The following is a 25,538-nucleotide window of genomic DNA, read 5'->3' as shown; positions in this document are numbered from 1 at the left end:
AAAAATGATATAGAAAAATATAAATTCTATAAAAAATAAAATCAAATCTTACAGAGTTAATAAAAACTTAGACAGGTTTTCGTCTTGAGTTAGGTTCAGCTTCTTTCTAAGGCGGTATCTATGCAGTTCTACACCTCTAAAAGAGATATTCATCATAGGAGCAATTTCTTTAGAAGAAAGATTCATTTTAAGATAAACACATAGTTTAATATCCTTTGGAGTTAATTGTGGATATTTTTTAGAAAGATTAATAATAAACTCGTTGTGAATTTGATTCAAATTGGTCTCAAAAGTCTCCCATTCGTGTTTATTCACTTCATTAATTTTAATCGCTTTTCTAATTTCGTTTTTAAGCTTACTAAAATCTTTTTCAGTTTCTAAAATGCCTTGAATTTTATCAATCATTTCCGTTTGCTTGGCAATTGACAGGGATTTCCCTGCAACTTCTGAAGATTTTGCTTGCAGTTCTAATTCTAAAATATGTTTTTCGTATTCTTGAATATTAAGTTCGTTTTCTTTTTTCAATTCCATTTCAAGAATTTCCCGTTGATGCTTTAATTCTTCAGCCTGCAATTTTAATTTTTGCATATAACGAAGCTTATTCCATTTATAATAGAAAAATAAAACTGCTCCTATTACAAGAAGATAAAGTAAAATCATCCAAAATGAAAAATACCAAGGTTCGGCTACTTTAAATTTATATGATGAAACTGTTTCATAAGTTGCTCCATCATGTTTAAAAATTTCTACAGAATGGTTACCACTACTCAAATTGTTCAAAACAATTAATCCATCTGAAATTGGAATAAACTCTTTTTCTTTGTCGAGCTTATAAAATAAATTTGGTTTGCTAGCTCCGTAAATTCCAGAAATAACGTTAATCTTTAATTCTGTATTGAATTTAATTTTTTCATCGCTCGGAATTAAAGCATCATCACTAAATGCTTCAATTTTCACTTCTGAATTTTGTTTATTTTCATATTCGAGTTTAAGCGAAACAAATCCGTCATCTAGATTAAATAAGTAATAATTATCTTTTTTGAAAATCCTTAGATTCTCATTAATCAATTTTCCTTTATAATATTTCTCCTGAATAATATTCCAAACAAATTTGTTTCCTTGGGCATAAATATGATATAAGATTCCGTTTTGCAAAACCATAAAATGATCTTCATCAATCGAAACGACATCTGTCACATTTCTAAAGTTTGTATTAAACAATTCATTTTCCTCCAATTTATTAGATATAGAATTGTAAGTGTACCAAGAGTTATTAATTAGAAATAGGATTTCCTTTCTAAATTCAAAAATCTTTATTCCAAAATCATTTTGTATTTTGCTTTGCTGTGTGACATTTTCCACTTTCAGCGTATTGTAATTATCGTCTAGCAAAACACGATATAGGCCACGATAATTGTCAGCTGCCCAAATTTCATTTTTTTTGTTTTGAGCAACATACTTTATGGGTTTTGCCAGATCTTTGATAATCTTATAATGAGACATATTTGAAGGATCGTCATAAACCAGAATACCGCTATAAGTAGATTGAAAATAAGTATTATTGATACTACTTTTTGACATATTCCAACCACCGCTGACACCATTAATTTTCGTTAGAGTATTATTTTCGTATGAAAAAGTACCGTCATTATGACCAATGATATATTTTCCGTCAATTAGAGAAATATTCCAACCCTGCCCTTGCGTATTGGGCATCATATTAAATTTTCCAGCACTGTATTCAAAAATTCCATGATTGGATGCGATTAAATAACCTTTGTTAATTGCTGCCACAGCATACACAGATCCTAATAGCCCAGAATTATCATAAAAGAAAGAAATAGGAGAATTAACCTCAACATGTGCAATTCCGTTATCTAAACCAACCCAAAGATCATTTTCTTTATCCAATCCTATACTCAAAACTGAATTGTTCATTAAAACATTATCGCGTTCGATATTTTTAAAAGAATTATTTTTTAAATCTAAAATGAAAATTCCGCGGTTTCCTGTACCAATAACCAATTTATCATTTTTGACAAATTTTGCCACATTGATGGTTGCCGATTTTAAAGTTTCATTTATAGGATGATCCCAGGCTTTCAGTCCATTTTTTTCGACAATGAAAACACCTTTTTTCTGCGTAAAAATATAGGTTGTGTTTTGAAATTTTTCTACGGCATGGACAACAGTATTTTTTAAAACGTTCCATCCTTTTGGATTGGAGATATATTTGCCGTTCATTTTATAAATTCCATCCTTAACCGAAGCTACATATAAATCTTTATCTACTCCAAAACAATACGAAATAAGGAACGGAAACTTAATTTTCTTGATTGTTTTTCCGCTATATATAAAAACATCATTGAAAGACTGAAAATAAAGAGAACCGTTAAATCTGAAAATTTTCCAGATTTCTTCATTATCCTTTTCATCAAATAATCTAAGATTTTTGGTAATAGAAACATAATGCATTGTACCATCTTTCCTGTACCAATAACCAAATTCTTTATAGGAACCTGAGTATATTTTATCTCCTTCAATCAAAATTGATCGAATAATAGTTTTATTCGGAAGTGTATATTTTTCCCATTTTACTCCGTCGTAACGAAGCAAATAATGATTATTTGCAAAATACATTGCATTATCATTTCCTTGTACAACATTCCAAATTTGATTATCTCCCTGATAATCTGATTTGCTGTAATTTTCGACAAAAGGAAGTAATTCTTGTGCTTGAAGTTGTAAAGCGATGAAAAAGAAGAAAACGGATTTAAAAATTATCGATTTCAAGATATTATTTTTTAGATTCAAAGATACTGACAAAAAACTTAAACTGAAAGCATAAAAAAGGCTCCATAAAGGAGCCTATAAGTAAGTAGAAAATAAAACTTTCTAATTTTCAAGCAATTGAAAAACCTGATTTGCAATTTCGTATTCTTCATCAGTCGGAACTACTAAAACTTTTACTTTAGACTTCTCTGAATTGATTTCTCTTAATTCTTTAGAACGCAGTTCATTTTTTCCTGTGTCAATTTCAATTCCGAAATAATCCATATCCGTACAAATCAAATTACGCATATACGATGAGTTTTCTCCAATTCCTGCCGTAAAAACAATTGCATCCAATCCGTTTAAAGCTGCTGCATACGCTCCAATAGTTTTTCTAATTCTATAAGCATTCATTTGCAATGCTAACTGACAATCTTTATTGCCTTTTTCGGCTTCTGCTTCAATATCGCGCAAATCGCTGTAACCCGTAAGTCCAAGCATACCGCTTTGTTTCAATAAAACGGCATTCACTTCGTCTGGAGTATATCCTAGGTTTTTAATCATATAAAAAACAACAGACTGGTCAATATCACCGGCACGTGTTCCCATAATTAAACCATTTGAAGGAGAAAATCCCATTGAAGTATCAATACATTTTCCGTTTTTCACAGCGGCCATACTACAACCATTTCCTAAGTGAATGGTAATTATTTTAGAATTATCTTTTAAATAATTAATAGCCTTTTCAGAAACATATTTGTGGCTCGTTCCATGAAAACCGTAAACACGTACTTTGTTTTCTGTCAAAAGATAATTTGGAATAGCATATTTATACGCTACTTCTGGCATAGTCTGATGAAATGCAGTATCAAAAACAGCTATTTGTTCAGCTGAACTGAAAATCTCCTCTGCCACATTAATCCCCTCTAAATTAGCGGGATTGTGTAAAGGTGCCAGTTCGAAAAGCTGCTTGATTTTTTCTTTCACTTTTTCATCAATTTTTACTGTAGCACTAAAATCGCTTCCGCCATGCACTACACGATGTCCAACAGCAGAAATTTCTGAAGTCGATTTAATCACTCCTTTTTCAGCGTCTAAAAGCATATTGGCTACTTTCTGTAAACCTACTTTATGATTTGCAATTGGAAGCGTTTCCTCGCGTGAAGCAACAGCCGTTTTAAAAGTGATATTTGAAGTTTCTAAACCAATTCGATCAATCATTCCAGAACAGATTACTTCGTTTTCTGGCATTACCATTAATTGATATTTAATTGAAGAACTTCCTGAATTTATAATTAGTATTTTCATTTTTTATGTTTTTGCCACGAAGGCACTAAGTCACTAAGTTTATTTTATTGTTGAGATTAGTACGCGGATGCCGCAGATTTACTTCGTAAAAACGCGGATTAAAACGGATTTTAAACTCTATCAAAGTAAAATCTGTGCAAATCTGTGTTTTCGCGATAGCGAATCTGTCTCATCCGCGTTCTATTTTTTAATTTTAATTGAATTTACATTCCTTGTGCCTGAATCGCTGTAATGACAACTGTATTGATGATGTCATCTACAGTACAACCGCGACTTAAGTCATTTACGGGTTTATTTAAGCCTTGTAACATTGGTCCGATTGCCAAAGCTCCAGTTTCTCTTTGAACGGCTTTATATGTATTATTTCCTGTATTTAAATCAGGGAAAATTAATACGCTTGCTTGCCCTGCAACTTCTGAATCTGGCATTTTGCTTTTTCCTACAGTTAAATCTACCGCAGCATCGTATTGAATTGGTCCTTCGATTTTTAAGTCTGGCCTTTTTTCTTTTACGATTGCTGTAGCCGCTCTTACTTTGTCTACTTCATCACCTTTTCCAGATGAGCCAGAAGAATAAGAAAGCATCGCAATTTTTGGTTCAATTCCGAAAGCTAAACTTGATTCTGCAGAAGAAATTGCAATTTCTGCCAATTGTTCTGCTGTTGGATTTGGATTAATGGCACAATCTCCAAAAACAGAAACTCTATCTTCTAAACACATAAAAAATACCGAAGAAACCACAGACGAGTTTGGTTTTGTTTTAATGAATTGCAATGCTGGTAAAATGGTATGCTGCGTTGTATGCGCCGCACCAGAAACCATTCCATCCGCATGACCTTTGTACACCATCATGGTTCCGAAATACGAAACATCTTCCATTAAATCTCTTGCCATTGTAATACTTACGTTTTTGGCTTTTCTAAGCTCATAGTACGTATTTGCATAATCTTCATACATTTCAGATTCTATTGGATTGATGATATTTACTTTAGAAAAATCAAATGTAAGTCCAAGCTCTGTAACTTTACTTTCTATTTGTTTTTTATCTCCAATGATTGAAATATCTACCACATCCATATCCAGTAATCTAGACGCTGCTGTAATAATTCGGTCGTCGTTTCCTTCTGGCAGTACAATATGTTTTCTGTGCTGTTTGGCTCGCTTAACCATGTTGTATTGAAACATTTTTGGCGTCATACCTTCAGGTTGGAAAGTAATTACTCTTTGCGATAAAGCTTCAATTTCAACGTATTTCTCAAATGTAGTTATTGAGGTTTCGATTTTGTGTGTATTGTTGGCGTAAATCTCCGATTTTATAGAGCCTATTTTGTTTGTAATATGGTAAGTTCCTCCATCTACGGCAATAATCGGCACAATGGCAGAAAGTCCTTCAATCAGCTTTAAAATACTTTCTTCTGGAACGATATTACCCGTCAGGATAATTCCTGAAATGGTTGGATAATTGGCTGATTCATTTGCTTGTAATGCTCCTAAAATAATATCAGAACGATCCCCAGGAGTAATAACTAAAGCATTATCATGCAAATGCACCAAATAATTATGAAGTTGCATTGCTCCAACGCTATAATGTCCAATTTCATTATTAAGATAATTTTCTCCAAATAAAACTTTAGCATTCAGTACGTTTACAATTTCCTGCATTGTTGGATTATTCAAGCTAGAAATAAGTGGAATTGTATTAATCAAAACATTTGAGGGAAGCGTTTTCTGCAAACTATTAGTAACCAGCTCAATGTTTTCAGGCTGCACTTTATTAGCAAAAACAGATAAAACCTCGACTTCTTTTAGTTTGAAAGAATCGTAAACCAGATACAAACTATCTAAAAGCTCTTCCAATGTTTTGCCAACTCCAGAACCGACAATTATGGTTGGAATTCCAAGATTTTTGGCTATTAAAACATTTAAATCTAATTCGATAGAAGTTCCTTCGCCAGTAAAACTTGTCCCCTCAACCAAAACGAAATCAAAGCGTTCTTCAAGCTTTTTATATTTTTCAATAATTAAATCTAGAACCTCTCCTATTTTTCCTTTGTTCTTTTTCTTGATTAATCTGCTTTTAGTAATTGCGTAAGCATCTTCAAACGCAATATCGAGGTTGAAATACGATAAAACAGTCTCAATATGATTATCTACCTCACCATCGACAAAATCTTCAATTATAGGTCTAAAATACCCTACTTTAGCTGTCTTTCCAATTAAGATACTCATTAGCCCGAGCGTGATAATTGATTTACCGCTATTATGGTCACTAGTGGCTATATATATTGCTTTACTCATAATTATTTATTTTTATTCTAAATACCAAGTTTACAAAAATCAAGTCTTTCAAATATAAACCAAGGCTAAAACCAGCGTCGTTTCTTGAAATAAATGATTAGGGCTATTACCAGCAAAAACATTAAACCCATGACTACAAAATAGCCATTTTGCATTTTGAGTTCTGGCATGTTTTCAAAGTTCATTCCATACACTCCAACTATAAAAGTAAGTGGAATAAATATGGCTGAAATGATCGTCAGCGTTTTCATGATTTCATTCATTTTTCGGCTTTGTTCCGAAAAATAAAAATTGGAAGCGCTTTCTAAAGCACTCATATCTGATTCTATCTGATCTAAAAGTTCTAAACTTTTCTGGTGCAATCTAATAAAGAAATTGAAAGTTTCTTTTTGGATTAATCCATTATCATCGTCGTCGTCTTTTTTCGTTTTCAAATAATAAAGCGAATCTCGAAGCGGTACTATAGAACGTTTTAAGAAATTTAAATTATCCCGATGATTTTCAATTTTTTCTAAAATAACTGGTTTAGCCTCTTTTTTAGTTAAATTGATTAAATCTTCAATTTTATCTTCTTCATCTTCTAGCGTAATATAGAAATTCTCCATTACAGCGTCTAAAAGTAAATACAGGAGATAATCTACCTTTTTGGTCCTAACAATTCCAGCATGCGTACGTAAACGCTCTCGAATGTGGGTAAAGAAGTCGCTACGCTTTTCTTGAAAGGAAATTAAAATTCCGTCCTTCAGAATGAAACTCAATTGTTCTACACTGATATTATCTGAATATTCAGAAGGAAGAAGTGATTTTATATTGAAGAACAGAATTTCTTGCTGATCTTCTAATTTTGTTCTTTTGGTGGTATTTAAAATATCGGCAAGTAGAAAATCATCTAGTTTAAAATGTGCTCCGATCGTTTTAATGAGATTAATATCATGAAGTCCATGAATATTAAGCCAATTGTTTTTTGTGTAATCAAAACAAGAATTTAGAGCCAAGACGGTAAACTTATCGTATTCAACAACATCTGCATCATTATATACAAAAAGCTGCATCTCTGTTTCGTGTTCTCTATGAGTGCCAGTGTACTCTAAAGTAATATGTTGCAGCTTGCGCCCTTTCTTATATTTGATCTTTCTCATTCATGAAAATTTACAATAGTAATATTACGAAAAAGAATTCGAACAGGAAATGACAATTATCAGTTTGTGTAAAACCTAGATTTAGATGTACTGTCTCTTTTAAATTATAAGCATAAAAAAACCGAGCTATAAATTCTCGGTTTATTTTGGAATGTATTTACATTGTACACTTTTAATTTCTAAAAGTCTTCCATATCTTTTAGCAAAAGCTTGTTTTAAATTATTAGTTTCTGTACTTGATAAAGGATTTCTTGAACTAACAATAAATCCAAATCTTTTATCTTTTGGAATTCTAATTATTGTCGATTCAAAAATGCTTATTGTATTAATTATTTGATCTAAAGCAATCTTAACATCTTTCCCTTTAAGTTCTACAAAATAAAAATCATTATTTGAATGCCTAACAAAACCAAAATCACATTTTTGGACTTGTTGCGAAGTAATTAAACAATCATCTATTCTAATTCTTGTAAAATCTTCGTTAGAAACAATCTCAAATCTTTTTCCATTTTCAGAAGCAACTTTACTTTTCGTACAACAACCTTGATTTGCTTTAATTAATTCATCAAAATTATTGTGCATATCGTAATTCTGTTAATTTATCAAACTCTTCAGAAATAATATCCGAAACTCCATCAATTGCATTTGTATCTATACTACGGAATTCTTCATTTTTTATTGAATATACTTTTCCGTCATTTCGCACTTCGTAAACAGAGATTTCATCATAATTTAACCATTTTCTTTGAGATATAATTTCATCAATTTCTTTTTCTAATTCTGAATGCTCTATAAAAGTATTACTTGCCAAGATTAAAGTATCTAATGCAGTTAATATATAAGGACTATGTGTTGTAATCACTAAATTATGATCAGTGCTACTTATTTTTTCAATTAAGTGATCAATCAATTTCTTTTGCTTTATTGGAAATAAATTCATTTCCGGTTCTTCAATTAAAAATGTCTTAATAAGATTACTATTACTCTGATTAGTTTCAGACTCAAACACTATTAATAATGGAAGTAATGACTGTATTCCGCTTGAAGTTTTAGATAAAACATATTCATCATCTCCAATTTTTATATAGTCATCCTCATTATTTCCATTAAAACTAATATTAAATGACTCAAAGTACAATTGTTTCACTTCTTTTTTTGCAACTTCATATCTCGCGGAAAAATCCTTAAAACATGTAGGCAAAGCGACATTATTCGCCCAAAGACCAGATATTGAAGAACTTAACATTGAAACCAAAATTCTTTCAGCTGGAATATAAATAGGCAATGAATGCGGCAAACTTCTATTAAAATCAATGAATTTTCTTAAAATTTCATTTAATTCATCTATCTCTTTAGATGCGTATTGCTTATTATCATTTTTTAAAATTTTATTTATCCTATTATTAACATCAATCAGCGAATTTTTTCTTGCACTTTCAAGATTATCATCAAGTACTAATAATTTATTATCTTCATATACTTTTAAATCTCTATTAAAAACTGTAATTCTTAAATTATTATTTATATATTCAAAAGAAGATCTTTTAAAACTAAAATCAATATTATAATGAATAAATAGTTTACGTAATTCTTCAAGCCTATCAATTCCAAAAGTTAGATCATTATCTCTAAATATAGAAATCAACTTTGCCAAAACACTTTTCCCTGTAGAAGTATCCCCAATAAACACCACATATTTAGTCAAATCTATTTCAGCTTCTTTTATTGGTCCGAAATTTTTAACAATCAATTTTTCCATTTTTCATCTTGTAATTACAATGTAAATATAACAAAAAACCGAGCCATTTCTGACTCGGTTTTATATTCAATTGAAAAGTAAATTATTTTACTTCTTCGAATTCAACGTCTTCAACGTTATCTCCAGAAGACTGCTCTTGTTGTGGAGCAGCTTGTTGTCCTTCACCTCCTTGAGCGTACATTGCTTCTGTAGCTGTTTTCCAAGCTGCATTTACATTGTCTAATCCTTTTTGGATTGCGTCAAGATCTTGAGATTGGTGAGCCATTCTCAATTCAGTTAAAGCGTATTCGATAGCTGTTTTTTGATCGTCTGTCAATTTATCTCCTAACTCTTTCAATTGAGATTCAGTTTGGAAAATAGTACTGTCAGCTTCGTTCAATTTCTCAGCTCTTTCTTTTGCAATTCTGTCAGCATCAGCGTTAGCTTCAGCATCTTTTTTCATTTTTTCGATTTCTTCAGCTGTTAATCCAGAAGAAGCTTCGATACGGATATCGTGAGATTTTCCAGTTCCTTTATCAGTTGCAGAAACTTTGATGATACCATTAGCATCGATATCGAAAGTTACTTCGATTTGAGGAACTCCTCTTGGTGCTGGTGGAATACCATCTAAGTGGAAACGACCGATAGTTTTGTTATCAGCAGCCATAGCTCTTTCTCCTTGTAATACGTGGATTTCAACAGATGGTTGAGAATCAGCAGCAGTAGAGAATACTTGAGATTTTTTAGTTGGGATAGTTGTGTTAGACTCGATTAATTTAGTCAATACACCACCCATAGTTTCGATACCTAAAGAAAGAGGAGTTACGTCAAGTAACAATACATCTTTTACATCTCCAGATAAAACTCCACCTTGAATAGCAGCTCCAATAGCAACAACCTCATCAGGGTTAACACCTTTAGAAGCTTTTTTACCGAAGAATTTTTCAACTTCGTCAGCGATTCTTGGCATACGAGTAGAACCTCCTACAAGGATTACTTCGTCGATATCAGATGTAGATAAACCTGCATCTTTTAATGCTTTAGCAACTGGCTCCATAGAACGTTTTACTAAAGAATCAGATAATTGCTCAAATTTAGCTCTAGATAATTTTTTCACTAAGTGTTTTGGTCCAGAAGCAGTAGCAGTTACGTATGGTAAGTTGATTTCTGTTTCAGCAGAAGATGATAATTCAATCTTAGCTTTCTCAGCAGCTTCTTTTAAACGCTGTAATGACATTGGATCTAAACGTAAATCAATTCCTTCTTCAGATTTGAATTCGTCAGCTAACCAGTCAATAATAACCTGGTCAAAATCATCACCACCTAAGTGAGTATCACCATTTGTAGATAATACTTCAAATACACCGTCTCCTAATTCAAGAACAGAGATATCAAAAGTACCTCCACCTAAATCGTAAACAGCAATTTTTTGATCGTTTCCTTTTTTATCTAATCCGTAAGCAAGTGCAGCAGCAGTTGGCTCGTTGATGATACGCATAACTTTAAGACCAGCGATTTCACCAGCTTCTTTTGTAGCTTGACGTTGCGCATCGTTAAAGTAAGCAGGAACTGTAATAACTGCCTCAGTTACTGTTTGACCTAAATAGTCTTCAGCAGTTTTTTTCATTTTTTGAAGTGTCATTGCCGACAATTCTTGAGCAGTGTATAAACGACCGTCAATATCCACACGTGGAGTATTGTTGTCACCTTTTACAACACTGTAAGGAACTCTTTTTGCTTCTTCTTGAGTTTCAGCAAAAGTGTGTCCCATAAAACGTTTAATAGAAGCAATCGTTTTTGTAGGGTTAGTTACTGCTTGTCTTTTTGCAGGATCACCTACTTTAATTTCTCCACCTTCAACAAAAGCGATGATAGATGGTGTAGTTCTTTTTCCTTCTGCGTTAGGGATAACAACTGCTTCGTTACCTTCCATTACAGAAACACAAGAGTTCGTCGTACCTAAGTCAATTCCGATTATTTTACCCATTTTTTATATATTTAATTTTTGATTTTATTTTAATAACTCAGGTGGCATAAGTCAATCTTTGTGCCAAGATAAAAAACCAAATAAAATTGTCAGTTTTGCGTCAGTGCCCTAAAAACAATCTGACAACATGACATTTTTCAAACCTGACAATCGTGGCATGACCTATTTTTTCATGTCATTATGAAGGCTTTAAGAAGCTTATTCCCGCTATCCGCTATATCTTTTATGGTGAACCCCACCATAAAAGGATACCGCTCCTATCGGGGCTAGGGCATCTGTTTTCATAAGATGTTATTTTTATAAAATCAGAATACTTTCATTAAATTGAAATTAATTACATTAGCATTTTCTCAAAATTAGAAGAATGGAAAATTACAGCATTATCATTTTCATACTTGCCATCGTAATAGGGCTATCAGCTTTTGCAGATAAATTAAAAATCCCTTATCCTATTCTTTTGGTTATAGTTGGAGTTGAAATTGGCTTTATTCCAACAATGGCAGAAATTGAAATCAATCCCGAAATTATTTTTCTGCTATTTCTTCCTCCTTTGTTATACGATGCTTCTTTCAATATTTCGTCAAGAGATTTTAAAACTAATATCCATACTATAACCACTTTGGCAATTTGGCTTGTTTTCCTTACCACTATTGCAATTGCAGTCGTGGCTTACTACTTAATTCCAGAAATGACATGGCCTTTGGCGTTTGTTTTGGGTGCAATACTTTCGGCTACAGATGCCGTTGCTGCAATAAACATTACAAAAGGACTTAAAATATCGCATAAAACCATTACCATTTTAGAAGGAGAAAGTTTAATTAACGATGCTTCGGCGCTGGTTGCTTATCGTTTTGCAGTAGCTGCGGTAATGGGAGCCGCTTTTATAATCTGGAAAGCAGCGTTAGAATTTATTTTATTACTTGGTGGCGGATTTTTGGTTGGATTTGTTATGTCGAAAATTCTGGCATTCATCTTAAAACGAGTACAAAAAAAACCAGAAGTGACCATCAGTTTTATGCTTTTAATGCCTTTTGTAACCTACCTTGTAGCCGAGCATCTGCATGTTTCAGGCGTAATTGCAGTCGTTATTCTCGGATTGGCAATTTCGCGATTTAGCAAAAAAATATTTCCTGAGAGTCTTAAAAATCAATCAAAAGGTTTGTGGGATGTAATCATATTTCTTCTAAACGGATTAATCTTCATTTTAATTGGACTCAACTTCCGTTATATTTTGGAAGACATTGATAGCAAAATGATTCTTCCATACATTGGCTATGCTGCAATTATTACAATTGTGGCGTTATTAGTTCGAATGGCAAGGGTTTATTTACAGAAAATCAATTTACAGAAGGCATTTCAGAAAACTAAAAATGGAAAAAGAAGAGTAAGCGAACATGCTCTTCTCGACTTTGGAAACAGCTTAATTATTAGCTGGTCTGGAATGCGTGGTATTGTATCTTTGGCAATTGCAATCGGATTACCAAAAAACTTAGAAGACGGTTCTCCTTTTCCGCTTCGAAATGCCATAATCTTTATTTCTGTTGCTGTCGTTCTCCTAACTTTGATCGGACAAGGATTAACTCTTCCTTGGATCGTTAAAAAAATAAACGAAAAAGCAGAGCAAAACAAAATCGATTCTAATTCATAAAACGTAAAAAAACAAATTCAACTTTATCCTTTCTTTATTTTCATTATCTTCATCGTTTTATAAACCACTATAAACAAATACTTTAAAAAACTATTTCCAAAAAAACCAAAAAACAACATGAAAGAAAATATTGCAATTTATGGCGCGTATGGCCATACTGGAAAATTTATCGTTTCCGAACTTTACAGGCAAGGATATAAAAATATTATACTTTCCGGAAGAGATGAAGAAAAACTAAAAATACTGCAAAAACAATATCCAAATGCGGCAATAAAAACAGCTGATATACATGACGCTACTTCACTTGATAATGCCTTTTCTAATGCAAAAATCATTGTAAACTGCGCTGGACCTTATCTAGACACGGCTGAACCTATTATAAAATCGGCTTTGCGCTTAAGAAGCCATTATATTGATTTAACTGCCGAACAAAAACCGGTACTAGATATATTTGAACAATTTTCTGAACAGGCAAGAAAAGATCAAATCCTTATTATTCCTGCTGCCGCATTTTACGGCGGACTTGGCGATTTGTTAAGCACAGCCATAACTAATGACTGGAACGAAACTGAAGAAATAAATATCTATATCGGACTTGACTCTTGGCATCCTACAAAAGGAACCCGATTGACAGGCGAACGAAACCATTACAAAAGACTCATTTTTAAAGATAAACTTTTGCAAGAATTTGAAGCAAAACCAGCGATAAAATGGGATTTCAAAAGTCCTATAGGAGTTAAGGAAATTATAGCCCTGCCTCTTTCAGAAATCATCACTATTTCTCGTCATTTAAATGTAAAAAACATTACCACTTATCTTAGTCAAAATTCTCTCGAAGAGCTTAGAAATGAAAACACGCCTGAACCAAAACCAGTCGACGATAAAAACAGATCGTCTCAGCAATTTGCTATAGAAGTAACTGCTTCCAATCAAAATACAACAAGAAGCATTACTGCTAAAGGTCAGGATATTTATGCCGTTACAGCCCCACTGGTTGTCGAAGCAATCAACAGAATACTATCAGGACGAATAAATAAAACTGGTGTAACCACAATGGGTGAAGTATTTGATGCTTCGGATTTTTTAGAATCTTTGAATGCCGATGATATTACAATTTCATCAGTTACAGAATCCGTAAGCATTTAAATTATATCTTAAGCATACTAATACGTTACAAATAATAAAATCGTACAAAATGACTTCAGAAATTCTTTCCACAACGCCAGATTCAGAAATTGTGACTACACGAATTCTGAATTTCCCCCAAGAACTTGTTTTTAAAGCCTGGAGCGATCCTGAACATTTAAAAAATTGGTGGGGACCAAAAGGTTTTACCAATACGTTTCATGAATTTGATTTTCGCGAAGGCGGAAGATGGAAATTTACCATGCACGGTCCTGAAAGAGGAAATTTTGAAAATGACGTCGAATTCATCAAAATAGACAGACCAAATCTTATTGCTTGGAAACGTCATTCTAAACCACTTTTTCAAATCTTAACGACTTTTGAAAATATTACTGAAAATCAGACCAAAGTAGTTTTCAAAATGCTTTTTGAAACTGTTGAAGAATGTCAAAAACTAAAACAGTATGTAGTCGATAAAAACGAAGAAAACTTTGATAAGCTTGAAGTTGAACTAACGAAAATGGCATTATAAATATAGTGTACAAAGAAACATAGCAAGATTTGGATTTTTTTGCTTCCTAACAAATATGATTTTTGTTTAAAAAAAATTATGGAAGCAAATTTTAAAATCAAGTCTTTAAATCATACAGAATTTTCAGGCTACTTCGAATTAACAGATTTAGAACTAGAAAAAATTGGCGCCATTAAAATGACTGTCGATAAATTCCCAGGTTTTCCCTGCAGAATAAGCTTAGAAGATGCTCAAATTGGTGAAGAAATTATTCTTTTACCGTACAACCATCATCAAACAACCTCACCTTATCAAGCAAGCGGGCCAATTTTTATACGAAAGAAAGTCACTACGCCTATTTTCGAAACGAACCAAATTCCGCATATGTTTAATCATAGATTGCTTTCGCTACGTAGTTATGATGAAAACGGGATAATGAAAGAAGCAGCTGTTGTAGAAGGAAATTATCTGAAAGAAAGCATTATCAAAACTTTCGAAAACGAAAAAATAGACTACATCCATATTCACAATGCAAGACCTGGTTGTTATAACTGTTTAGTAGAAAGAGCGTAATTGAAAAAGTTTCTTTTCACATCTAATTGAAGAAAAAAATATGCGCGCATAGTAATTTTATGATATTCGTTTATTTTTTATTTGTAATTTCGGTTTTCCAATAAAATCAATATTAAAAATGGCTTCATTTGTAAAAGAAATATCTTTCCGCTGGTCAGATCTTGACCCAAACTTTCACGTTCGTCACAGTGCTTATTACGATTTTGGTGCGCAGCATCGTATCGAAATCCTTGAAGAACTTGGATTAACTCTAAAAGTAATGCAGACACAAGGTTTTGGACCTGTTTTATTTAGAGAAGAATGCGTTTTCAGAAAAGAATTAAAACTTTCAGACAAAATATTCATTCATACTAAAACCTCAAAAATGAAAGCCGATGCTTCACGCTGGTCAATCATTCACGAATTTAGAAGAGAAGATGATACGCTTTGCGCAACAATTACGGTTGATGGCGCATGGATGGATACCAAACTTAGAAAATTGGCTTCTCCTACTCCAGAAATTGCAATTCAGGCTTTGAGTATTTTCCCAAAAAGCGATGATTTTGTTGGGTTATAAAACAACGATGTCTTAACCTTATAAAAAATCCCAAAAACAACTACTGATATTGTCTTTGGGATTTTTTTCTCAACAAACTTTATTTTTAATTTCGTTATTCAAACTTTAATCCAAAGTTTACTCTTTCAAAAGTGGTGCTGCAAGAAAACGCAAATCGTCCGACATTGACAGTTCCGAAAATCCCTCCTACGGAATGTCCGGAATAGAATCCTCCAGCTGAAAATCGGCGAACCTGATACTTTAAAGCAATGTCATTTACTCTCGAACTCAATTGCCCAAAAGCAATCACATGAGGGATAATTTCATAACTTCCAAAAACTTTGGGAACTAATTTTTTATAATAATCAAAACTTTCGTCGGTATCATAATCAATTATAGACGAGTGTAAATTTTCTAAGTTTCCGCCGATATAGGTGTTTTCAGAAAAATGCCATGAGATGCTAAAACCAGTAAAAGTTCCCTCGTAACCGCTTCTAGAATCTACATATCCAATGCCAATTGTAGCTCTAAATTTATCGCAAATCTTTCCGATATAACCAACATAAGTACGATCAATTTCAGACTTATCAATTCCAGCACCAAAAATAATATCGTCTTCACACATCGTAAGAGCGTACTGAAAATAAGCCGAATACTGATCTTGATTTGCCGCAACAACGCTCCGGCCTTTATCGAGGTCTATATTTGCAGAAATTAAGGTTGAGTTTATAACTGCAAAATCAAAAGTATTGAGTTCTTGGGCAAATGTGGGGACTGTGAGCAGGAGCAAAAGTATTGTCTTTTTCATAATACTATCATTTAAGGCTTACAACATTCTGATACTAAATTACATACTATTTTCCTGTTAATAAAAGAAGTTCTTTGAAGTGCCTCATTATTCGTTAAAATACATTATTTTCATAATCATATCCATTTAATCGATAAAATTTCAATAAATCATCGATTAATAGCATCAAAAACAGCAAAATCATTTCAAACGCTCTTTTTCTGATAACTTTAAGATTTTAGGCTTTGTTTTAAAAATGCTTCGGTTTAACTTTATAACTCTTTAAACAATTACTTCTAAAATGAAAATCCTTAAACTATTATTCATGCTGATTCCTTGCTTAAGTTTTGCTCAACAGGGAAATATAAAAGCGCTGGACATTAATTTATCCAATTACGAATATCCGTTTCCTGTTCATTTTATAGAACTGAGCAGCCAGCGACAGTATTTAAAAATGAGTTATATGGATATTGTTCCAGAAAACTACAATCAGAAAAATATTGTTTTACTGCACGGAAAGAATTTTAATGGCGCTTATTGGGAAACTACTATAAAAGCTCTAACAAAAGAAGGTTATCGAGTGATTGTTCCCGATCAGATTGGTTTCGGAAAATCGACAAAACCAGACAATTTTCAATATACTTTTCAGCAACTAGCAGAAAATACCAAAAAACTTTTAGATCATTTAGGAATAAGCAAAACCACAATTTTAGGACATTCGATGGGTGGAATGCTGGCAACGCGCTTTGCCTTGATGTATCCAGAAACCATAGAAAAATTAGTTTTAGAAAATCCGATTGGTTTAGAAGACTGGAAATTAGTTGTGCCATACAAACCTGTTGACTGGTGGTACGAATCGGAATTAAAGCAGAATTATGAAGGCATCAAGCAATACCAAATGGCAAATTATTATGACGGAAAATGGAATGCCGATTATCAAAAATGGGCTGAACTTGGCGCAGGCTGGACCACCGCTCCAGATTATGATCTTGTGGCATGGAATTCGGCTCTTTTGTATGATATGATTTTTACACAGCCTGTTCTATACGAATTTAAAAACATTAAATGCCCAACATTATTAATTATCGGAACGAGAGATAAAACTGCTTTGGGAAAACCATTGGTTTCTGAAGAAGTGAGAAAAACAATGGGAAATTACGCCGAATTGGGTAAAAAAACTCAAAAAGAAATTCCGAATGCAAAGTTGGTGGAGATTCCAAATACCGGACATTTGCCACATATCGAATCTTTTGATTCGTTTATAAAATCATTAATCGTATTTTTGAAATAATATTTTTTTTGCCACGACCCGAGCGACAGAGCTTAGGCGAAGCAAGTACACAAATTTTCGCAAATTATTTTTTTGCCACAGATTAAAGGATTAAAAAGATTTAATCTGTGTAAATCTTTTTAATCTGTGGCAAAATAAAAAAATAATTAGTGCAAATTCGTGTAATTTGTGGCGAAATCTAAAATCTAAAATCAACAATCTAAAATTAAAAATATGTTTACAATACAACAAATAAAAGAAGCGCATTCAAAAGTAAAATCAGGTGAAGATTTTCCAAATTATATTCAGGATCTAATCATATTAGGCGTAAAAGGATATGATACTTATGTACATGACGGAAGCACAGTTTACTACGGCTTAAATAATTATACCGCAGCTGCCGAAGAAAAATACGCTGAAATTAAAGTGGCAGATTTTCCTAATAAAGAACTTTTTATCGAAAATCTGGTAAAGCATCAGCATGGCGAAACCGATTATATGACTTTCTGCAATCATTGTGCACAAGCTGGAATTGCGAAATGGCGTGTTGATATTGTGGAGATGACTTGCACTTATTTTGACAAATCTGAAAACGAAATTTTAATCGAGAAAATACCAGTTTAATTCCTAAACATAAATGACTATTTCTAACCAAAACCACCAAATCAATTTCAAAAAAAGCCTTTTATTGATTCTTTTCATTATTTCATTTTTTGGCTTTTCGCAAAACAAAAAAGAAAACCCAAAATTTAAAGTGATTGCTTTTTATACAGCAAAAAATGATCAGGCGCATATCAGTTTTGTACATGAAGCCAATAAGTACTTTCCAAAATTGGCTGCTGAAAATCATTTTCAATATGATTCAACCAGCAATTGGGACAATTTGAACGCCAAATTTTTGTCCAAATATCAAGTTGTTTTATTTCTAGACACACGTCCTGAAAAGAAAGAACAGCGTGATGCTTTTCAAAAATACATGGAAAATGGCGGTGGCTTCATTGGATTTCATTTTTCAGCATTTGCTTTAAACAATTCGAGCTATAATCAAGATTGGAACTGGTATCATAATACTTTTTTAGGTTCTGGCGAATATGGAAGCAATACTTGGAAACCGACTTCGGCAGTTTTAAGAGTAGAAAATCAGCATCCTGTAACTAAAAATCTGCCTAAAACCTTCTCTTCGGCTCCAAACGAATGGTATAGATGGTCGAATGATTTGACTAAAAATCCTGATATCGAAATTTTATTAGCAATAGACGAATCTAGTTTTCCTTTAGGAACTGGTCCAAAAGCACATGAAATCTGGCACAGCGGTTATTATCCAGTTGTTTGGACCAATAAAAAATACAAAATGCTATACGTAAATATGGGACACAACGATATTGATTATGAAGGCGGAACAAACAAAACCTTATCGTACACATTTGAAAACAAAACACAAAGCCAATTAATTTTAAATGCCTTGCTTTGGCTTGGCAATTCAAAGAAAAAATAAAAAATGTCAACTACTCTTTCTCCTATAATTACGGCTCAAGAATTAATTGCTAATTCTAAAATCATTTTAGTTGACGCTAGAGCTGGTGCAAACACTTTCGAAACTTATCAAAACGAACATTTAAAAGGCGCTCGTTTTGTCGATTTAAATCGTGATTTGGCTGCAATTCCAGAAAATCCTGCAAATGGTGGAAGACATCCTTTGCCATCTCCAGAAGATTTTTCTAAAGTACTTTCTTCATTAGGAATTTCACGATCAGATCATGTTGTGGTTTACGATGATAAAAATGCTTCTAATTTCGCCGCACGCTTCTGGTGGATGATGCGTGCTGTTGAACATGAAAAAATTCAAGTTTTAAATGGTGGTTATCAAGCAGCAATTCAAGCTGGTTTTCCAACCAATTCTAGAATTGAAACTTTTGAAAAAACAACATATCCATCTCAGGAATGGAAATTGCCTTTAGCCGATATTGAAGAGGTCGAAAAAGCCCGAAAAAACGATCAAAACATTGTAATCGATGTTCGTGATAAAAACAGATTTGATGGTTTGGTAGAACCACTAGATTTAATTGCAGGGCATATTCCTGGAGCTGTAAATGTTCCTTTAACAGAAAATTTAAACGAAGAAGGATTGTTTAAGTCAGCTAATGAATTGGCTGAAAAATACAAAGCTGTAATTGGAGATAAAACATCAGAAAATACAATCGTTCATTGTGGCTCTGGAGTTACAGCATGTCATACCCTATTAGCCATGGATTACGCCGGAATTCCAATTCCAAAATTATATGTCGGATCTTGGAGCGAATGGTCGAGAAACGATCGCGAGATGGCTTTAAAAGAAAATAAATAATACTTAAAATAAAACAATGCAACACTGGGATATACTTTTGTCTAATCAAGTAAATAAAAAAGCTTTTATAGATGCTTTACTTACAGGCGAAGCAAAAGGAGATTTAGCCGTTTTTAATAACCAGAAAGGAATTCTTTTTTCTGATATCGCTATCGAGAAATTCATCGAAAAAGAATTCCAATACGACAGCGTTGAAGCTTCTACAACTTCAAATAGGCAATTACGAACTTTTTCTTCTGGAGAACGCAAAAAAGAATTTTTACGTTATTGCATTGACCAAAAGCCAGACTTTATCATTTTCGATAATCCTTTTGATCATTTAGATCAGGCTTCTCGAGTAGTTTTAGCTGAATCTTTAAAGAAATTAACCGATTCTATTGCAATTATCCAATTATTGAATCGTACAGTTGACATATTAGATTTTGTTCCGAATAAAGCTTTAATAAAAGACAATTCGTATGAATTGCATCCATTCATAAAAACCGAAAATCATTTTAAAACATTAAATACTGCTACAATTCCGAAAGCAACAGAAACTCATTCTTTTCAAGATAATGTATTAATAAAACTGGAAGATGTTTCGATAAGCTACGAAGAAAGAAAAATCTTAAACATGATTTCTTGGACAGTAAAACAAGGCGAATTCTGGCAATTAGTCGGTCCAAATGGTTCCGGAAAAAGTACCATTTTATCTTTGATTACAGGAGATAATCCGAAAGGTTTTGGACAGAATTTATTTTTGTTTGGCAGAAAAAAAGGAACTGGAGAAAGTGTTTGGGAAATCAAAAAACAAATCGGGATTTACGCCACTTCTATGATGGATTTGTTTCAAAAAGGGCACACACTGGAACAAATGATTCTCTCAGGATTCTTTGACCAAATCGGATTATATACAGAACCAACAACGCATCAGAAAAATATCGTAACACAATGGCTTGAAGTAATAGAAATGACACATCTAAGAAAAAAGCGTTTCATAGATCTTTCTATCGGACAGCAGCGTGTTGCATTAATCGTCCGTGCCGTTTTAAAACATCCGCCATTATTAATTCTAGATGAACCCGTTGAAGGCTTAGACGACGAAAATGTAGATCTAGTGATTCAATTAATTAATACCATCAAACAAGAAACAAATGTGAGTATTATTTATGTTTCGCACCGAATCGAACAAGGCCTTGCTCCTACTTCTGTTTTCGAACTTTTGCCTTCTGAAACAGGTTCAATCGGAAAAATAAAATATCACTCAGAATTAAATTAAATGAAAACAAAATTTGCAATATTTCTCCTTTTACAACTTATCTTGATTTCGTGTTCCAGTACCATATCAACAGTAAAAAAACAATATACTTTAAACAATTCAAAAGAGCTAAAATCAGATTGGGCGATTAATTCTAAAGAATGGCTTCTAAAAAATGATACTCTTACGGGAAATGGTTCTCTTTCACCATGGGGAGTTTTGGTTTCAAAAAAACAGCTTCCAGAGAATTATGAAATCGATTTTAAAGTCAACATGACAAATGCATCTTTATTCGAAATCATGCTCAATTTAGATAAAGGAAAATACATTAGAACATACTTATATCAAATTGACCAGAACATAGTAATTGGCGACGGAGTTTATGATAAAAAAGATGATTCGTATGGCAAACGAGGCGGAAAAACTTTGTTTAGGAAACCAATTAAATTAGAAAACAACAAATGGTATTCAGTGAAAATTAAAGTCAAAAACAACCAATTATCATTTTCTGTTGACGACAAAACAACTTTAGAATGTTCTCTTGAAAAAAGCAATCTAAACCAAAAAGGAAAATTAGGTTTTATAACCAACGGAGAAGTCAAAATAACCGATTTAAAAATAAAATCTTTCTAGAAACAGACATAACGGATGGAAAAATATGAGATCTTGCAAAATGGTGATAACGAAATGACTATTTCTTTTTATTTCAATAAAAAATCATTAATTGTTCCTTCGATAATTTTCATTTCAACGTTCGTATTCATTTTCTCTTTATTAAAACCCGAAGTACTGGCTGACACATTTATTGCAATAATTATATTAATGCTTGTAAGTTTATTTATTTTATTCAATAATTATTTCGAATGGTATAAAAACAAATTACATGTACTTAGCATTAGAAATGAAGATTTGTACATTAATAATAAATTTCATTGCAAATTATATAAATTACAATCTATAAATGTAGTTTATCTCAACGAGAAATATAGCTTAGGTTGGAAGTTGTACTTAGATGTCTTTCCTATTTCATCAAATGACTACATCATAAAAAAACAATTATTAGAAAAAGATGCACATGAAATAGCAGAAAAAATCTCAATATTTCTTGATCGAAATGTCAAAATAGAATCATAAAAAAAGCTCCCAAAAGGAGCTTTTTTTTTATTTTAAAGAAAATTATCTAATTGACAAATTCCCTAATTATCTAATTACACTTCGTCCTCAACATTATGCGACTTCACATAATTACGCCATTTCTCAATACAATCCTGAAAATCCTGAGGCAATTCTGTATCAAAACGCATTAATTCTCCCGTATTTGGGTGAACAAATCCAAGCGTTTTAGCATGTAGTGCCTGACGTGGTAAAGCTTTAAAACAATTCTCAATAAACTGTTTATATTTCGTAAAAGTAGTTCCTTTCAAAATCAAGTGACCCCCATAACGCTCATCATTAAACAAAGGATGACCGATATGTTTCATGTGCGCACGAATTTGGTGTGTTCTTCCTGTTTCTAGTCTACAAGAAATAAGAGTTACATAACCAAAACGCTCCAAAACTTTATAATGCGTAATAGCAGGTTTTCCAATTTCTGGATCATCAAAAACTGCCATTTGCATTCTGTCTTTCAAATGTCTCGCTAAGTTTCCTTCAATTGTACCGCTATCTGCCACAACATTTCCCCAAACTAGAGCAATATACTCACGTTCGGTAGTTTTAGCTTCAAATTGCTTTGCTAAATGTGTCATAGCCGCTTCAGTTTTAGCCACAACCAAAAGACCAGAAGTATCTTTATCAATTCGGTGAACCAAACCTGGGCGCTCGCTGCTGTTCATTGGCAGATTTTCAAAATGAAATGCCAAAGCGTTCACCAAAGTTCCAGTATAATTCCCGTGACCTGGGTGTACAACCAATCCCGGCGGTTTATTGATAAGCAATAACGCATCATCTTCATAAACAATATCCAACGGAATATCTTCTGGATCTACTCTATTTTCAAACGGAGGATGCGACAACATAACCGTTATCACATCAAAAGGTTTTACTTTGTAATTTGATTTTACTGGAATATCATTCACAAAAATGTTTCCATTAGTTGCCGCATTCTGAATTTTATTTCGTGTGGCATTCGGAATCAAATACATTAAATATTTGTCAATACGTAAAAACGCTTGACCTTTTGGGACTTCAAATCTGTAGTGCTCAAATAATTCGTCTTCCAGATCTAAATTTTCTTCAATATTATTGTTCATCACTTGGGGTTTCTGCAGGCACCGCAGTACTATCTGTTGCCTGACTTTCATCTACATAACTTGCTTTTCCGTCTCCTAAAACCAAATCAATTTTAGAAGCTTTAAGCACTCTATCTCCTACTTTTAAGTTTCTTCCTTTTAAACGCATTTCCAAAACCATATCTTTTCCAAGGTTCGGAATATACGTAATCGTTCCTGGCTCAAGACCTAGCGCTTTCAACGTTGGAACCGCTTCACGATATGTTTTCTCGATTAAATCTGGAATTTTCACAGAAGAAAAACCAGAAGCATTAATCTTGATATAAATTTTTCTACCCACTTTTACCATTGTTCCAGGCAAAGGATCTTGCTCAACAACGCTATATTTTGGGTATTCACTTCTGTAATCAACACTATCCAATAGAACATAATCCAAATCCAATTCGTCCAATTTGTTTTCCACTTGCTCCTCAGTCAATTTAGACAAATTCGGCACCGCAATTTCGTGTCCGTGATCAGTCGTAAAAGTTAACCAATGCATAAATAAATAACCAATAACCGCAATAATAGCTGCGGCAGCAAGCAATTGCAAGAAAAAAACTCGGCTTGTTAAATACTGACGTAAACTCATAAATTTATTTTTAATAGCGACAAAGATAAAGTATTTCGTTTCAAAAAAAATGATAATTTTGTTTAAAACAAAGAACTTTGGAATTTGGAATTTTAAAATTCCTGATTTCAAATATAAGGAGCTGTTTCCTGCTATCCGCTGTATCTTTTGCGCCGAACCCCGGCACAAAAGGATGCCGCTTCTATCAGGGCTAGGACACTCTATTTCATAAGAACGTTATTTATTAAAAAATCATATATTCAATAAAGTTTCAAAACAGATTTGAACGATTTACCGCAAAACCTGAAACTTGAAACAAATTAAAACCTGAAACAAAAACATGAAAAACATTGCCATCATCATGGGCGGCTATTCCAGCGAATACAAAATATCTTTAATTAGCGGAAATGTCGTGTATCAATATCTTGACAAAACAAAATTCAACGGATTCCGTATTCACATTTTCAAAGAAAAATGGGTGTATGTAGACGAAAACGACGCCGAATTCCCAATCGATAGAAATGATTTTTCAGTTACAGTAAACGGTCAGAAAATTACTTTTGACTGTGTTTTCAATGCCATCCACGGAACTCCAGGAGAAGATGGATTAATGCAAGCGTATTTCGAATTGATCGGAATGCCTCAATCTTCTTGCGATTATTACCAATCAGCACTTACATTCAACAAAAGAGATTTATTGTCTGTTTTAAAACCATACGGAATCAAAACAGCCATTTCTTACTATTTGAACAAAGGTGACGAAATCAATACTGGAGAAATCGTTAAGAAAGTAGGATTGCCATGTTTCGTAAAACCAAACAAAGCGGGTTCTAGTTTCGGAATCTCAAAAGTAAAAACTGAAGCTGAATTGCCAATTGCAATTGAAGTGGCGTATAAAGAAGACAACGAAATCATCATTGAAAGCTTCCTTGACGGAACTGAAGTTTCTGTGGGAGTTATCAATTACAAAGGCGAAATTATCGTTTTACCGATTACAGAAATTGTATCAGACAATGATTTCTTTGATTACGAAGCCAAATACGAAGGAAAATCGCAAGAAATCACACCAGCGAGAATCTCTGACGAATTGACTAAAAAAGTATCAGAAACTGCAAAACGCGCTTACGAAGTTTTAAAAATGAGAGGTTTCTCAAGAAGCGAATTCATTATTGTAAACGGCGAACCGCACATGCTTGAAATGAACACTATTCCAGGTTTAACAACAGAAAGTTTAATTCCGCAACAAGCAAAAGCAGCCGGAATTTCTCTGGAAGATTTATTTACAAATGCAATTGAGCTGGCTTTGGCTTAATAAATATCTCAAAGATACGAAGGTGTTGAAATTCTATAATTTCAGCACCTTTTTTTATGTTTTCTATTCAAAAGATTGATGCATTATTTATCAAAATTTACATAAAAAATTACG

General features: G+C 32.9%; 23 protein-coding genes. 13 read left to right on the top strand and 10 right to left on the bottom strand.

What is annotated here, in order from left to right:
- Positions 1–48: 48 nt before the first annotated feature.
- The 7 genes from JI750_RS10695 to dnaK form a co-directional block, all read right to left on the bottom strand.
- Positions 49–2,793: a helix-turn-helix and ligand-binding sensor domain-containing protein gene (locus JI750_RS10695; RefSeq protein WP_202001313.1), complete on the bottom strand. Its 2,745-nt coding sequence runs from the start codon at positions 2,791–2,793 to the stop codon at positions 49–51.
- Positions 2,794–2,895: 102 nt separating this feature from the next.
- Positions 2,896–4,080: an acetate/propionate family kinase gene (locus JI750_RS10690; protein WP_202001310.1), complete on the bottom strand. Its 1,185-nt coding sequence runs from the start codon at positions 4,078–4,080 to the stop codon at positions 2,896–2,898.
- A gap of 203 nt (positions 4,081–4,283) precedes the next feature.
- Positions 4,284–6,377: a phosphate acetyltransferase gene (gene pta, locus JI750_RS10685; RefSeq protein ID WP_202001307.1), complete on the bottom strand. Its 2,094-nt coding sequence runs from the start codon at positions 6,375–6,377 to the stop codon at positions 4,284–4,286.
- Positions 6,378–6,442: 65 nt separating this feature from the next.
- Positions 6,443–7,516, bottom strand: a complete 1,074-nt coding sequence (gene corA, locus JI750_RS10680) for a magnesium/cobalt transporter CorA (RefSeq protein ID WP_202001304.1) — start codon at positions 7,514–7,516, stop codon at positions 6,443–6,445.
- A gap of 141 nt (positions 7,517–7,657) precedes the next feature.
- On the bottom strand, positions 7,658–8,098 hold the full coding sequence (locus JI750_RS10675; protein WP_202001302.1) for a hypothetical protein: 441 nt from the start codon (positions 8,096–8,098) through the stop codon (positions 7,658–7,660).
- A complete protein-coding gene (locus JI750_RS10670) occupies positions 8,088–9,275 on the bottom strand; it encodes an AAA family ATPase (protein ID WP_202001300.1) in 1,188 nt (395 codons plus the stop codon). Before JI750_RS10670 ends, JI750_RS10675 begins: the two co-directional genes overlap by 11 nt.
- An 82-nt stretch (positions 9,276–9,357) precedes the next feature.
- Positions 9,358–11,241, bottom strand: coding sequence for a molecular chaperone DnaK (dnaK, locus tag JI750_RS10665; protein ID WP_111377066.1), 1,884 nt, complete (start codon positions 11,239–11,241; stop codon positions 9,358–9,360).
- Positions 11,242–11,605: 364 nt separating this feature from the next.
- Here dnaK and JI750_RS10660 point away from each other — a divergent pair, with 364 nt between their 5' ends.
- From JI750_RS10660 to JI750_RS10640, 5 genes are all read left to right on the top strand, one after another.
- Positions 11,606–12,889 (top strand): Na+/H+ antiporter, encoded by a 1,284-nt coding sequence (locus JI750_RS10660; RefSeq protein WP_202001298.1) that lies wholly within the window; start codon positions 11,606–11,608, stop codon positions 12,887–12,889.
- 117 nt (positions 12,890–13,006) lie between these two features.
- Positions 13,007–14,035, top strand: coding sequence for a saccharopine dehydrogenase NADP-binding domain-containing protein (locus JI750_RS10655; protein WP_202001296.1), 1,029 nt, complete (start codon positions 13,007–13,009; stop codon positions 14,033–14,035).
- 49 nt (positions 14,036–14,084) lie between these two features.
- On the top strand, positions 14,085–14,546 hold the full coding sequence (locus JI750_RS10650; RefSeq protein ID WP_202001295.1) for an SRPBCC family protein: 462 nt from the start codon (positions 14,085–14,087) through the stop codon (positions 14,544–14,546).
- A 78-nt stretch (positions 14,547–14,624) separates the two neighbouring features.
- Positions 14,625–15,098 carry a DUF1203 domain-containing protein gene (locus JI750_RS10645; protein ID WP_202001293.1) on the top strand — a complete coding sequence of 158 codons (474 nt, stop codon included), beginning with the start codon at positions 14,625–14,627 and terminating at the stop codon, positions 15,096–15,098.
- Positions 15,099–15,216: 118 nt separating this feature from the next.
- Positions 15,217–15,654: an acyl-CoA thioesterase gene (locus JI750_RS10640; protein WP_111366488.1), complete on the top strand. Its 438-nt coding sequence runs from the start codon at positions 15,217–15,219 to the stop codon at positions 15,652–15,654.
- 94 nt (positions 15,655–15,748) lie between these two features.
- On the opposite strand, the gene JI750_RS10635 is transcribed toward JI750_RS10640, so the two are convergent.
- On the bottom strand, positions 15,749–16,441 hold the full coding sequence (locus tag JI750_RS10635) for a hypothetical protein (RefSeq protein ID WP_119789992.1): 693 nt from the start codon (positions 16,439–16,441) through the stop codon (positions 15,749–15,751).
- Between the two features lie 280 nt (positions 16,442–16,721).
- Here JI750_RS10635 and JI750_RS10630 point away from each other — a divergent pair, with 280 nt between their 5' ends.
- The 7 genes from JI750_RS10630 to JI750_RS10600 all read left to right on the top strand — a co-directional run bounded on the left by JI750_RS10630 (position 16,722) and on the right by JI750_RS10600 (position 22,405).
- Positions 16,722–17,711: an alpha/beta fold hydrolase gene (locus JI750_RS10630; RefSeq protein WP_202001290.1), complete on the top strand. Its 990-nt coding sequence runs from the start codon at positions 16,722–16,724 to the stop codon at positions 17,709–17,711.
- Between the two features lie 213 nt (positions 17,712–17,924).
- Entirely contained in the window at positions 17,925–18,314 is a 390-nt protein-coding gene (locus tag JI750_RS10625) for a DUF1398 domain-containing protein (RefSeq protein ID WP_198856165.1), read from the top strand.
- Between the two features lie 13 nt (positions 18,315–18,327).
- A complete protein-coding gene (locus JI750_RS10620) occupies positions 18,328–19,185 on the top strand; it encodes a ThuA domain-containing protein (RefSeq protein ID WP_202001287.1) in 858 nt (285 codons plus the stop codon).
- A gap of 3 nt (positions 19,186–19,188) precedes the next feature.
- Entirely contained in the window at positions 19,189–20,034 is an 846-nt protein-coding gene (locus JI750_RS10615; protein ID WP_202001284.1) for a sulfurtransferase, read from the top strand.
- Positions 20,035–20,050: 16 nt separating this feature from the next.
- Entirely contained in the window at positions 20,051–21,292 is a 1,242-nt protein-coding gene (locus tag JI750_RS10610) for an ATP-binding cassette domain-containing protein (protein ID WP_202001281.1), read from the top strand.
- Positions 21,293–21,904: a 3-keto-alpha-glucoside-1,2-lyase-like domain-containing protein gene (locus tag JI750_RS10605; RefSeq protein WP_202001267.1), complete on the top strand. Its 612-nt coding sequence runs from the start codon at positions 21,293–21,295 to the stop codon at positions 21,902–21,904.
- 189 nt (positions 21,905–22,093) lie between these two features.
- The gene (locus JI750_RS10600) at positions 22,094–22,405 is read left to right on the top strand and encodes a hypothetical protein (protein WP_202001264.1); all 312 of its coding nucleotides are present in this window, start codon (positions 22,094–22,096) and stop codon (positions 22,403–22,405) included.
- A gap of 74 nt (positions 22,406–22,479) precedes the next feature.
- Here JI750_RS10600 and JI750_RS10595 read toward each other — a convergent pair whose 3' ends face one another.
- Together JI750_RS10595 and JI750_RS10590 are read right to left on the bottom strand one after the other, a co-directional pair.
- Positions 22,480–23,523: an RluA family pseudouridine synthase gene (locus JI750_RS10595; RefSeq protein WP_202001261.1), complete on the bottom strand. Its 1,044-nt coding sequence runs from the start codon at positions 23,521–23,523 to the stop codon at positions 22,480–22,482.
- Entirely contained in the window at positions 23,513–24,133 is a 621-nt protein-coding gene (locus tag JI750_RS10590; protein WP_111377081.1) for a PASTA domain-containing protein, read from the bottom strand. Before JI750_RS10590 ends, JI750_RS10595 begins: the two co-directional genes overlap by 11 nt.
- 319 nt (positions 24,134–24,452) lie before the next feature.
- Here JI750_RS10590 and JI750_RS10585 point away from each other — a divergent pair, with 319 nt between their 5' ends.
- A complete protein-coding gene (locus JI750_RS10585; protein WP_202001258.1) occupies positions 24,453–25,424 on the top strand; it encodes a D-alanine--D-alanine ligase in 972 nt (323 codons plus the stop codon).
- Positions 25,425–25,538 lie beyond the last annotated feature (114 nt).

It is taken from the genome of Flavobacterium tagetis (assembly GCF_016735615.1).
In the GTDB taxonomy this organism is placed as follows: domain Bacteria; phylum Bacteroidota; class Bacteroidia; order Flavobacteriales; family Flavobacteriaceae; genus Flavobacterium; species Flavobacterium tagetis.
This window is presented reverse-complemented; position numbering and strand designations above follow the sequence as displayed.

Bases quoted from the DNA above. Each gene is read 5' to 3' on its own strand.
- pta (WP_202001307.1), bottom strand. From the start codon at position 6,377: ATGAGTAAAGCAATATATATAGCCACTAGTGACCATAATAGCGGTAAA.
- JI750_RS10630 (WP_202001290.1), top strand. From the start codon at position 16,722: ATGAAAATCCTTAAACTATTATTCATGCTGATTCCTTGCTTAAGTTTT.
- JI750_RS10660 (WP_202001298.1), top strand. From the start codon at position 11,606: ATGGAAAATTACAGCATTATCATTTTCATACTTGCCATCGTAATAGGG.
- JI750_RS10670 (WP_202001300.1), bottom strand. From the start codon at position 9,275: ATGGAAAAATTGATTGTTAAAAATTTCGGACCAATAAAAGAAGCTGAA.
- JI750_RS10650 (WP_202001295.1), top strand. From the start codon at position 14,085: ATGACTTCAGAAATTCTTTCCACAACGCCAGATTCAGAAATTGTGACT.
- JI750_RS10635 (WP_119789992.1), bottom strand. From the start codon at position 16,441: ATGAAAAAGACAATACTTTTGCTCCTGCTCACAGTCCCCACATTTGCC.
- JI750_RS10645 (WP_202001293.1), top strand. From the start codon at position 14,625: ATGGAAGCAAATTTTAAAATCAAGTCTTTAAATCATACAGAATTTTCA.
- JI750_RS10655 (WP_202001296.1), top strand. From the start codon at position 13,007: ATGAAAGAAAATATTGCAATTTATGGCGCGTATGGCCATACTGGAAAA.
- JI750_RS10615 (WP_202001284.1), top strand. From the start codon at position 19,189: ATGTCAACTACTCTTTCTCCTATAATTACGGCTCAAGAATTAATTGCT.
- JI750_RS10640 (WP_111366488.1), top strand. From the start codon at position 15,217: ATGGCTTCATTTGTAAAAGAAATATCTTTCCGCTGGTCAGATCTTGAC.
- JI750_RS10595 (WP_202001261.1), bottom strand. From the start codon at position 23,523: ATGAACAATAATATTGAAGAAAATTTAGATCTGGAAGACGAATTATTT.
- JI750_RS10600 (WP_202001264.1), top strand. From the start codon at position 22,094: ATGCTTGTAAGTTTATTTATTTTATTCAATAATTATTTCGAATGGTAT.
- JI750_RS10690 (WP_202001310.1), bottom strand. From the start codon at position 4,080: ATGAAAATACTAATTATAAATTCAGGAAGTTCTTCAATTAAATATCAA.
- JI750_RS10590 (WP_111377081.1), bottom strand. From the start codon at position 24,133: ATGAGTTTACGTCAGTATTTAACAAGCCGAGTTTTTTTCTTGCAATTG.
- JI750_RS10675 (WP_202001302.1), bottom strand. From the start codon at position 8,098: ATGCACAATAATTTTGATGAATTAATTAAAGCAAATCAAGGTTGTTGT.
- JI750_RS10585 (WP_202001258.1), top strand. From the start codon at position 24,453: ATGAAAAACATTGCCATCATCATGGGCGGCTATTCCAGCGAATACAAA.
- JI750_RS10620 (WP_202001287.1), top strand. From the start codon at position 18,328: ATGACTATTTCTAACCAAAACCACCAAATCAATTTCAAAAAAAGCCTT.
- JI750_RS10625 (WP_198856165.1), top strand. From the start codon at position 17,925: ATGTTTACAATACAACAAATAAAAGAAGCGCATTCAAAAGTAAAATCA.
- dnaK (WP_111377066.1), bottom strand. From the start codon at position 11,241: ATGGGTAAAATAATCGGAATTGACTTAGGTACGACGAACTCTTGTGTT.
- corA (WP_202001304.1), bottom strand. From the start codon at position 7,516: ATGAGAAAGATCAAATATAAGAAAGGGCGCAAGCTGCAACATATTACT.
- JI750_RS10610 (WP_202001281.1), top strand. From the start codon at position 20,051: ATGCAACACTGGGATATACTTTTGTCTAATCAAGTAAATAAAAAAGCT.
- JI750_RS10605 (WP_202001267.1), top strand. From the start codon at position 21,293: ATGAAAACAAAATTTGCAATATTTCTCCTTTTACAACTTATCTTGATT.